A 10986-nucleotide genomic window follows, 5' to 3' on the forward strand; every position below is an offset into this window, starting at 1 on the left:
CTGGTGCGGACACTGGCGGAGCATTTCCAGGCGCGCGGACGCAGCTTCATGGACCTGTCCGTGATGCACGACAACGTCAACGCGATAGCGCTATATGAGAAACTGGGCTTTCAACGGGTGCCGGTGTTCGCCTTGAAGACGAAGAACTCGATCAACGAAAAGCTCTATGTCGGGCCGCCGCCCGACGAGACGCTCAACCCCTACGCCATGATCATCATCAACGAGGCCCGTCGGCGCGGCATCGGTGTCGAGGTGGTCGATGCCGAGGGCGGCTATTTCACGCTCAGCTTCGGCGGGCGTTCGGTGGTGTGCCGCGAGAGCCTGAGCGAGCTGACCACGGCCGTCGCGATGAGCCGGTGCGACGACAAGGCGGTCACCCGGCGGCTGATGCTGAAGGCCGGCCTGAAGGTGCCGGCGCAGAAGGTCGCCGGCACGGCGGAGGAGAACGCCGCTTTCCTGAAGGAGCACGGCTCCATCGTGGTCAAGCCGGCCCGGGGCGAGCAGGGCAAGGGCATCACGGTCGATGTCACGACCGAGGAAGAGGTCGCCAAGGCGGTGGCCGAGGCGCGCAACCACGCCGAGACGGTGCTGCTGGAGCAGTTCGTCGAGGGCGACGATTTGCGGATCATCGTGATCGACTACCGCGTGGTGGCCGCGGCGATCCGCCGGCCCGCCGAGGTGACCGGGACCGGCGAGCATACCGTGAGGGCGCTGATCGAGGCGCAGAGCCGGCGGCGGTCGGCGGCGACCGGCGGCGAGAGCAAGATCCCGATGGATGCGGAAACCGAGCGCTGCGTCGCGGCCAACGGCTATTCGATGGACGACGTGCTGCCGGAGGGACAAGTGCTGCCGGTCCGCAAGACGGCCAACCTGCATACCGGCGGGACCATCCACGACGTGACCGACCGGCTGCACCGGACCCTGGTGGACGCGGCCATCGCGGGGGCAAAGGCGCTGGACATCCCGCTGGTGGGATTCGACTTCCTGGTGCCGTCGGTGACCAAGCCGGATTATGTCATCATCGAGGCAAATGAGCGGCCCGGTCTCGCCAATCATGAACCTCAGCCCACCGCCGAACGTTTCGTTGACCTGCTATTCCCCAATACTAAACTTCTGTCCAACGGATAGAGGCAACGAAAACGAGAAGTACAATCATGCAAGGTTCAACGTCGGGGAAACGTGCCGCCGCCGAAGAGGGGTTCGTCGCCCCCGCCCGCCCGGCAATCGACATGGACTACGTGCTGGATCTGCTGGAAAAGCTCCTGAAGATTCCGAGCCCGACCGGCTACACGGACGAGATCGTCCATTTCTGTGGCCGTGAGCTGAAGCGGCTGGGCATCCCGTTCGAACTGACCCGGCGCGGCGCCATCCGCGCCGACATCAAGGGCCGGCTGAACAGCCCGGACCGCGCCATCGTCGCCCATGTCGATACCTTGGGCGCGCAGGTGAAGGGCCTGAAGTCCAACGGGCGGCTGGAGCTGGTCGCGATCGGCACGTGGTCGGCGCGCTTCGCCGAGGGCGCCCGCTGCACGATCTTCACCGATCACGGGTCGTATCGCGGCACCATCCTGCCGCTGAAGGCATCCGGGCACACCTTCAACGAGGAGATCGACACCCAGCCGGTCTCCTGGACCAACCTGGAGGTCCGGGTCGATGCGGTGTGCTCGAACACGGCCGACCTGATCCGCCACGGTTTCAACATCGGCGACTTCGTCGCGATCGATCCGATGCCGGAGTTCCAGCCGGACGGCTTCATCAACTCGCGCCACCTGGACGACAAGGCCGGCGTCGCGGTGCTGTTCGGTGCTGCGAAGGCGGTGCTGGACGCCGGCGTGACGCTGCCGGTCGATTGTCACCTGCTGCTGACGATCTCGGAAGAGGTCGGGTCGGGCGCTTCTTCGGTGCTGCACGGCGACGTGGCGGAGATGGTGTCGATCGACAACGCGACTCCGGCGCCGGGGCAGAACAGCCGGGAGTCCGGGGTCACGGTCGCGATGGCCGACAGCACCGGGCCGTTCGACTATCACCTGACGCACAAGCTGCTGGACCTGTGCAGCGACTACGACATCCGGCACCAGCGCGACATCTTCCGCTATTATCGCTGCGACAGCGCCGCCGCCATCGAGGCCGGCAACGACATCCGCACGGCGCTGGTCTGTTTCGGGGTCGACAGCTCCCACGGGTACGAGCGGACGCATGTCCACGCGCTGCGCTCGCTGGCGGAACTGGTGGCGCTGTACATGCAGAGCGACGTGACCTTCGAGCGCGACCGCCACGTCATGGGACCGCTGACCGGCTTCCCGCATCAGAAGACGGAACCGGCCGAAACGGTGGAGTGAGGGAGAGGCGGCGGCGGCGCGGATAGCGCGACAAGCTGCCGCTTGCCTTGCGACCGAGGCTATGACACTCCATGTCCTATGTCTCAGTGGTCCAAGGCAGTTCTATTGTTTCAGCGTCGTCGCGAGTTCGACGATGGCGCTATCATGGAAATGAAAATCTGGCAGGTACCGGAACCGGTGCCGCCAACCAATTATGGCTTCAAGTACAGCCTCTTCTATGGAAATGCAGGGGAGCGTTTGATTGGATACGATAATGAGCGCGGCAAAGGCGATCATAAGCATCTGAGTGACGGCGAGGTTCCATACGTCTTCACCACGATAGAACGGTTGATCGCAGAATTTCTCGACGATGTAAGCTTTGCTCGGGGTGAATCATGACTGAGATCGACATGACCATCAGTGTGGGCGGTAGCATCCAGGACGATGGCGCTGCTTTTGTCGATGCCTGGAAGCGTGCTCAGCGTGGTGAAGTATTTCAGGAGCGCCACTTGGCATTCGAGTCGTGGACAGCGCTTACCCGCGTCCTGACGCCCAAAAGGGTCGAGCTTCTACGTCACGTACATCATCATCCCGAACCGTCGGTGGCGGCTTTGGCAAGGGCATTGGGACGGCCCTACCGTCGCGTTCATGATGACGTGGAGGCTTTGATCGCGGTCGGTCTTATGGAGCGTAACGACGATGTGTTGATCGCTCAATATGAGCGAATAAAGACCGAGATAGTGATGTAGCGGCTTACCTCCGCACGATCACGATGGCCCATATCCAAAAAACAGGCCGAGCCTCATATTGGTGAGACCCGGCCGTCGTTGTTCCTAATTCACGGCGTCAATTATCGAGCGGCAGGATCCAGGTCGCTTCGCGGCCCTTCGAGGCGTCCTGGACGCGCATCTGGACGCGCTGGCCGGCTTCGAGCTGGAGCAGGCCGCAGCGGCGCAGGACGCTCTTGTGGACGAAGACGTCCTTGCTGGCGTCGTCGGCGGTGACGAAGCCGAAGCCCTTGTCGGGCTTGAACCACTTCACGGTGCCGGACATCTCGACTTCCGGGCCGCCGGAGGCGGAGGAGCCGTAGTCGCTGTCGCCGTAGCGGTCGCCGCCGCCGCCGCTTCCATACCGGTCGCTGCTGCCGTAACGGTCGCTGCCGCCGCCATAGCCGCCGCGGTCGCTGTAGCGGTCGCCGCCGTAGCCGCCCCCGCCCCCGCCATAGCTGTCACGGTCGCCGTAGCGGTCGCTGCCGCCGCGGTCGCCGTAGCGGTCCGCGCTGGGCTGCCGGGGAGCCGGCGCGCCGCCGACCACTTCGACGATTCGCGTCACCTGGGGACCCTTGGGACCCTGGCTGATGTTGCACACGATCTCGGTGCCGTCGCTCAGCTCCTGAAGGCCTGCTCTGTTCAATACCGAAATGTGGAGGAATGCGTCCGGAGATCCGTCAACCGGAGCGACGAAACCAAAGCCCTTGGTTACATTGAACCATTTCACCAGGGCCCGAGCCTGGGCGCCATCGTCGAACGACGAGGCATTGTGCTGACTGAAGCGAGACAAGTGTGCAGAACCTTCGAACAGCGCCGCGCGCGGTTAACACCTTCGAGGGTAGCGCCGGTTGTCGCCCCGTGCCTGCCCCCGCGATGATTTTATGCACAGAAAAATTTGAGTCTCCAGTGTAATTTTTTGTTCACCCTACTCTTTCAATAGGGGAGCTAATTCTTTAAACAGACAGGTCTGTGCAATTTTGGCGGAATTCGGCGAAAAAACGTATGATCTGCACAATTCTTGACCTTTACGTAAACGGTAAGTAGCGTGAGAGAGTCATGGGAGGCTGGCAAGCGGCAGGCTGACAATGCCGCGGCGACGATGGGAAGCAGGGAGACTGATGAATGTCCGATCCGGCACTGACGCCCGCGCGATACCCTTGGGAAAGCTCATATCCCCCTGAGATCGACTGGCACGCGGATATACCCGTGGCCCCGCTCTATCGTCTGATGGACGACGCCGTGGCCCGGTACGGCGACCGTCCCTGCATCGACTTCATGGACAAGCGCTATACCTATGCACAGGTCGGCGCGCTGGTGGATAGGGCCGCGCGCGGCTTTCAGGCGCTGGGGGTGGGGAAGGGCAGCAAGGTCGGCCTGTTCCTGCCCAATACGCCCTATTTCGTCATCTGCTACTACGGCATCCTGAAAGCCGGCGGTATCGTCGTGAACTTCAACCCGCTCTATGCCGAGCGGGAGGTCGCGAAGCAGATCGAGGACAGCGAGACGGACATCATGGTCACGCTCGATCTGGCCCTGCTGTACGGCAAGATCGCCAAGATGCTCCAGGAGACGCGGCTGAAGCAGATCGTCGTGGCGAAGATGGCGGACATCCTGCCGTTCCCGAAGAACTGGCTGTTCCCGGTCTTCAAGCGCAAGGACATCGCGAAGATCCCGTCGGACCACCGGCACGTTCCCTTCGCCCGGCTGATCGGCAACTCGGGCAAGCCGGAGCCTGTGACCGTCGATCCGCTCCAGGACGTTGCGGTGCTTCAGTATACCGGCGGGACGACCGGCGTTCCCAAGGGCGCCATGCTGACCCACGCCAACATCTACGCCAACGCCGTCCAGTCGCGGATGTGGTGCTCGGATGCGCGGCCGGGCCAGGAACGGATGCTGGGCGTGCTGCCGCTGTTCCACGTCTTCGCCATGACCGGCGTGATGAACCTGCCGCTCGCCATGGGCGCCGAGATGGTGCTGGTGCCCCGGTTCGACCTGGAACAGGTGATCAAGCTGATCCAGTCGAAGAAGCCGACGCTGTTTCCCGCCGTGCCGACGATCTACACCGCCATCGTCAACCACAAGGACATCGGCTCGTACGACCTGTCGTCGATCCGGTTCTGCCTGTCGGGCGGGGCGCCGCTGCCGGTCGAGGTCAAGCATGCCTTCGAGAGCAAGACCGGCTGCAAGCTGGTGGAAGGCTACGGGCTGTCGGAAACGTCGCCGGTCGCCACCGCAAACCCCATGTACGGCGTCAACAAGGCCGGCTCCATCGGCATCCCGCTTCCGGGCACGGTGATCGAGATCGTCAGCCTGGACGACCGTTCCAAGCTGGTGGCGCAGGGCGAGAAGGGGGAGGTCTGCATCCGCGGGCCGCAGGTGATGAAGGGCTACTGGAAGCGTCCGGCGGAATCCACCGAGGCGATGGCGAACGGGCGGCTCCATACCGGCGATGTCGGCTATATGGACGAGGAGGGCTATACCTTCATCGTGGACCGCATCAAGGACATGATCCTGTGCGGCGGCTACAACGTTTATCCGCGCAACGTCGAGGAAGCGATATACCTGCACCCCGCCGTGTCGGAATGCGTGGTCGCGGGCGTACCCGACGCCTATCGCGGCCAGACCGTGAAGGCCTATGTCACGCTGACCGAGGGTCACCACCTGACGCGGGAAGATCTGGCCGAGTTCCTGAGGGACAAGCTGTCGCCGATCGAGATCCCCAAGCAGCTGGAGATCCGCGACGAACTGCCCAAGACGATGATCGGCAAGCTGTCGCGCAAGGCGCTTCTGGAGGAGGAGAGCCGGCGGCTGGAACAGCGGGAGCGCTAGAAGGCCCGGTGTCCCCGAAGGCTCATCCGTGCCGCGCCAAACCGCACCCGGTCGTACGACCGGCTGCGGACTGAGGCGGGAAGGGTCTTCGGGTCAGGAAGCGTGACGGTCAGCGCATCGCATAGCGGGAGGCGCTGATGACGGCCTGGGTACGGTTCTTCACGTTCAGCGACTTGAAGATGGCCGTGACGTGGATCTTCACCGTGCCTTCGGACAGGCCGAGCTCATAGGCGATCTGCTTGTTGGACTTGCCTTCGCGCAGGCAGTTCAGCACGTCGCGCTGGCGCTGGGTCAGGTTGACGTTGCTCCCCAGGTCGGACGAGGAAGACGGGGCCACGTGGTCGCGGGGGGTGCTGGTCAGGCCGCTGGTGCCCGACTGAAGCAGCGCATGCGGGACGTAGACGCCGCCTGCCAGGACCAGACGCAGGGCGCTGACCATGATCTGGACGCTGGAGGACTTGGGGATGAAGCCGCCGGCGCCGTGGTCCAGCGCCATGCGGGCATCGGCCCCGTTCTCCGACGCGGAGACGACGACGAGCGGCGTCTGCGGCAGCAGGTTCCGGATGTGGCGGATACCCTCGAAACCCGGCCAGCCCGGCATCTGAAGATCCGTCAGGATCAGGTCGGGCGGTTGCGAACCGGAGCAATGCGCTAACGTTTCATCATAGGTTGCAGTCTGGAGATACTCGGCGTCGGGGAAAATCTGCTCCAGAAGGCGGTTGATGCCTTCACGGAACAGAGCGTGGTCGTCTCCGATCAGAATACGCATGTCATAACCCTTCCCGTTTTTCGGCCTAAGCGGCACACACTCAAATATGAGGTAATCTCATCGCTTAAGATACTATTTTGTTCATTAAGAAACCCTATCGACCCTTGGATCTCTAAGTATACATAGGAGGCTTGGCCTGTGTTGCTGATATGTCACTAAAATATATGAGGATACGGATAGTGTTCAAATCCTCCTATTGTCCGATTAAACCGATTATTTCTGACCGTCATATGCTTTATGTCTGTAAGTCATAGACGGATAGACTTAGAGTTAAGGAGGCCTGGAGGGACTCCAACCGGAAGTTGGCCTACCAGGCAGCGCGAATCATGGTTTGAATCGAGTTGAAGGGAGTTCGACGATTGTCCTTCCACCGCGACTCGGTTTTCGATGACCATGCGAAAAAGGGTGCCCGCCGATGGCGGACACCCTTTCTTCCATACCCAGATAGATAAACGGGAGTCAGAAGGCGTCGGCGTCGATGTCCATCAAGGGTGCAGAGCCGGCCATGATCGTCAGGAACAGGGCGTTGACCTGAGGCAGCAGCTTGGTCATGTAGAAGCGCGCCGTCCTGATCTTGGTGTCGTAGAAACGGGCGTCGCCGTTGGCCTGGGGCAGTTTCTCCTGCGCCACCTTCACCATCCGCGCCCACATGAAGCCGACAGCCACCAGCGCGAACAGGCGCAGGTAGTCGGTGGAGGCGGCCCCCGCCTCGTCCGGGTTCTTCATGCCGCGCTGGGCGATCAGCGCCGTCGCCTGCTGAAGCTTGCCGAACGCCTTGGCGAGCGGGATGACGAATTCCAGCAGGGCCGGGTCCTCCTGGTTCTCCTCCAGGAACTCCGACACGGGATGGAAGAAGCGCCGGAGCAGGCGGCCCATGTCCTGCGGCAGCTTGCGGCCGACCAGATCCAGCGCCTGGATGCCGTTGGCGCCCTCGTAGATCTGGGCGATCCGGGCGTCGCGGACGAACTGCTCCATGCCGTATTCGCGGATGTAACCGTGCCCGCCATAGATCTGGACGCCCATGTTGGTCGTCTCGAATCCGATATCGGTGAAGAACGCCTTCACGACCGGAGTCATCAATGCCACCAGATCGTCGGCCTCCGCCCTGACGGCCGGATCGGGATGCTTGCTGAATATGTCGATATTCAGACCTATCCAGCAGGCGAGAGCGCGGCAGCCTTCGGTATAGGCCCGCATGGTCATAAGATTTGTTCGGACGTCGCGGTGAACGATGATCGGAGCGGCGGGCTAGTCCGGCGCCTTGGTTCCCGTCAGCGAACGTCCCTGAAGCCGGTCGCGGGCATAGCTGACGGCATTCTGATAGCTGACTTCGGCCAGACCGAGGCCCTGGATGCCTACGCCGAGACGCGCCGCGTTCATCATGGTAAACATGGCGCGCATGCCCTTGTGGGGCTGACCGACCAGCCAGCCCTTGGCGGCGTCGAAGTTCATCACACAGGTGGATGAGGCCTTGATGCCCATCTTGTGCTCGATCGAGCCGCACATGACCCCGTTGCGCATGCCCGGCGTGCCGTCCTCACGCGGGAGGAACTTGGGCACCAGGAACAGGCTGATGCCCTTGGTGCCGGAGGGCGCGTCGGGCAGTTTCGCCAGTACCAGATGAAGGATGTTCTCGGTCAGGTCGTGCTCGCCGGCCGAGATGAAGATCTTGGTCCCGGTGATCGCGAACGACCCGTCGCCGCTGTCGTCGGGCACCGCCCTGGTCCGGATCATGCCGAGGTCGGTGCCGCAATGCGGCTCCGTCAGGCACATCGTCCCCGACCAGGTGCCGTCCACCAGCTTCGGCAGGTAGGCGCGCTTCAGTTCGTCGGTGCCGTGCAGGTAGAGCGCGTTGTAGGCGCCGTGGCTGAGACCGGGATACATGCCGAACGACAGGTTGGCGGAGCACAGGAACTCCTCCAGCACGAAATTGACGATATGCGGCAGGCCCTGGCCGCCGTATTCCGGATCGGCGGAAACGCCCGTCCAGCCGCCGGCGATGAACTGGGCGTAGGCCTCCGGGAAGCCGGCGGGGGTACGGACGACGCCATTCTCGTAATGGCAGCCTTCCTCGTCGCCGGAGCGGTTGAGCGGCTGGAGCACGTTTTCCGCCAGCTTGGCGCCTTCCTCCAGCACCGCCTCGATCAGGTCCGGGGTATGGTCCTCGTGACCCGGCAACTCGGCAAGCTGGCCGACGGAGAAGACTTCGTTGAGCACGAAACGGACGTCGTTCAGAGGCGCCTTGTAAGTCGGCATGTTTACGTACTCCCTCAGTTCCGAAGCGGCTTGCCGGTGGTGAGCATGTGTTCGATCCGGGCGACGGTGTTGCTGTTGCGGACCAGCTTCATGAAGGCGGTGCGCTCCAGTTCCAGCAACTCGTCCTCGTCCAACTCCAAAGTGATGTCGGTGTCGCCGCCGCTGAGCACGCCGGCCAACGCGGACGAGACGGTCACGTCATGGGGAGTGGCCTTGCCCTGAAGCTGAAAACCTTCCACCGCCAGATCGAGCGCCGCCTTGGCGGTCGGGCCGGGCAGGCGAAGCTTCACCGGCTCCGGTGGCTTGTAGTCTGCGGCCAGCGCCAGCGCCTTGGCCTTGGCGTCGGCCAGCAGGCGGTCGCGGTTCATCGTGATGCCGTCGGTCGGGCGCAGGAACATCAGGTCGCGCGCCTCGTCCGCCGACTTCGCCACCTTGGCGAGGCTGATCGTCTCGAACGTCTGGGCGATCGGCGGCATCGGGCCGCCGGGGCGCTTCTTGTTGAGCGTGGCGCGGGTCAGCATCTCCTTGCAGCCGCCCCAGCCGGGGATGACACCGACGCCGACTTCGACCAGACCCATATAGGTCTCGGCATGGGCCTGGACGGCGGCGCAGTGGAGCAGGATCTCGCAGCCTCCGCCCAAGGCCATGCCCGACGGAGCGGCTACGACCGGGAAGGGGGCGTATTTCAGCGCCTTATAGGTCTCCTGGCCTTCCTGGACGGTCTGCTCGACCTGCGGCCATAGGGCGATGTTGACCGCGAACAGGGCGAGGCCGAGGTTGACGCCGACCGAGAAGTTGTCGCCCTCGTTATGGACGACCAGCGCCTTCCAGTCTCCCTTGCCGTCGCCGATCATGCCGACGGCCTTCCGGATCAGCGCCATCACGTCGCTGTCCAGGGCGTTCATCTTGCCCGTGAACTCCAGGCAGGCGACGCCGTCGCCGATGTCCCAGAGGGAGGCGGAGGCGTTGCGGGCGATCGGCTTGCCGGCGCGCTTGATGTCGGACAGCAGCAGCACGCCGTCCGGACGGACCAGATCGGCGTAATCGCCTTCCGTGGTCAGGAACTGGAGCTTGCCGTTCTCGGTCCGGTAGAAGGTCTTGCCCGAAGCCTTTTCCAGCAGGGCCAGCACCGGCTTGCCCTCCGCCCTCAGGGCTTCGGCCAGCCAGTCGGCTCCGAGCTGGTCGATCAGCTCGAACGGGCCGAATTTCCAGTTGTAGCCGAGCCGCATAGCCTGATCGACGCCGGTGATGTCGTCCGCGATCTCGGGCACCAGCCCGGCGGCGTAGCCGAGCAGCCCGACCAGCACGCGGCGGGCATAGGTGCCTCCCTTATCGGGATGCTCGACCAGCTTTCGCAAACCGCCCTTGGCGGCGGCGACGCTGTCGAGCGACGGCTTGCCGGCCGGGCGGTACTGGCCGGTCCGGAGATCGACCGCTTCCTTGACGCGGGCGCCGCCGGATTTGTTCATCCGGTAGAAGCCGCCCTTGCCCTTGCGGCCGGTATAGCCCTCCGCGATCATGCGGGTGAACAGCTCCGGCTCCCGATAGATGTCGCGGTATGGGTCGCCGGGCGGCAGGGTCTTCAGGAGCGAGCGGCTGACATAAGGCATCAGGTCCAGCCCGACCAGATCGACCAGCCCGAACACGCCGGTCTTGGGGATGCCCATCGGGCGGCCGACCACGGCGTCGGCCTCTTCCACCGTCAGGCCAAGGTCCATCGCCTCGTTGATGGCGGCCTGAATCCAGTAGGTGCCGATCCGGTTGGCGATGAAGCCAGGCCGGTCCTTGCACTGCACGACCCCCTTGCCCAGCCGCTTGTCGGCGAAAGCGGTGAGGGACGCCACGGCTTCCGCGCGGGTGGCGGGGCCGGAGACCACTTCCAGCAGGCGCATGTAGCGCGGCGGATTGAAGAAGTGGGTGATCAGGAAATCCTGGGCGAACCGGTCGCTCTGGCCCTCGATCAGGTTCTTCAGCGGGATGGTCGAGGTGTTGGAGGAGACGATGGAACCGGGCTTCCGCACCGTGTCCAGACGGGCGTAGAGAT

8 protein-coding genes and 1 pseudogene are annotated in these 10986 nt (G+C 63.6%); 5 read left to right on the forward strand and 4 right to left on the reverse strand.

The window, feature by feature from the left end; all coding sequences use genetic code 11:
* The 4 genes from ngg to AC5JJ6_RS24465 form a co-directional block, all read left to right on the forward strand.
* The coding region (gene ngg / locus AC5JJ6_RS24450) for an N-acetylglutaminylglutamine synthetase (RefSeq protein ID WP_496044560.1) at positions 1-1128 on the forward strand (1128 nt) is incomplete at its 5' end.
* Between the two features lie 26 nt (positions 1129-1154).
* Positions 1155-2339 (forward strand): osmoprotectant NAGGN system M42 family peptidase, encoded by a 1185-nt coding sequence (locus tag AC5JJ6_RS24455; RefSeq protein WP_496044561.1) that lies wholly within the window; start codon positions 1155-1157, stop codon positions 2337-2339.
* A 144-nt stretch (positions 2340-2483) separates the two neighbouring features.
* On the forward strand, positions 2484-2717 hold the full coding sequence (locus AC5JJ6_RS24460) for a toxin-antitoxin system TumE family protein (protein WP_496044562.1): 234 nt from the start codon (positions 2484-2486) through the stop codon (positions 2715-2717).
* On the forward strand, positions 2714-3067 hold the full coding sequence (locus AC5JJ6_RS24465) for an HVO_A0114 family putative DNA-binding protein (RefSeq protein WP_496044563.1): 354 nt from the start codon (positions 2714-2716) through the stop codon (positions 3065-3067). The genes AC5JJ6_RS24460 and AC5JJ6_RS24465 overlap by 4 nt, the downstream gene beginning before the upstream one ends.
* Before the next feature lie 97 nt (positions 3068-3164).
* On the opposite strand, the gene AC5JJ6_RS24470 is transcribed toward AC5JJ6_RS24465, so the two are convergent.
* Complete coding sequence (locus AC5JJ6_RS24470) at positions 3165-3878, reverse strand: cold-shock protein (protein ID WP_496044564.1); 714 nt, start codon at positions 3876-3878, stop codon at positions 3165-3167.
* A gap of 332 nt (positions 3879-4210) precedes the next feature.
* Between AC5JJ6_RS24470 and AC5JJ6_RS24475 the strand changes: the two genes are divergently transcribed.
* Positions 4211-5917 carry a long-chain-fatty-acid--CoA ligase gene (locus AC5JJ6_RS24475; RefSeq protein ID WP_496044565.1) on the forward strand — a complete coding sequence of 569 codons (1707 nt, stop codon included), beginning with the start codon at positions 4211-4213 and terminating at the stop codon, positions 5915-5917.
* Between the two features lie 109 nt (positions 5918-6026).
* Here the strand turns inward: AC5JJ6_RS24475 and AC5JJ6_RS24480 are convergent, their stop codons facing one another.
* The 3 genes and pseudogenes from AC5JJ6_RS24480 to AC5JJ6_RS24490 form a co-directional block, all read right to left on the reverse strand.
* Positions 6027-6686: a LuxR C-terminal-related transcriptional regulator gene (locus tag AC5JJ6_RS24480; RefSeq protein ID WP_496044566.1), complete on the reverse strand. Its 660-nt coding sequence runs from the start codon at positions 6684-6686 to the stop codon at positions 6027-6029.
* A 459-nt stretch (positions 6687-7145) separates the two neighbouring features.
* Positions 7146-8942 (reverse strand): annotated as a pseudogene (locus tag AC5JJ6_RS24485) (acyl-CoA dehydrogenase C-terminal domain-containing protein).
* A gap of 14 nt (positions 8943-8956) precedes the next feature.
* Positions 8957-10986, reverse strand: a 2030-nt coding sequence (locus tag AC5JJ6_RS24490) for a 3-hydroxyacyl-CoA dehydrogenase/enoyl-CoA hydratase family protein (RefSeq protein WP_496044567.1), incomplete at its 5' end; no start/stop codon positions are given.

This window comes from Skermanella sp., from assembly GCF_059503625.1.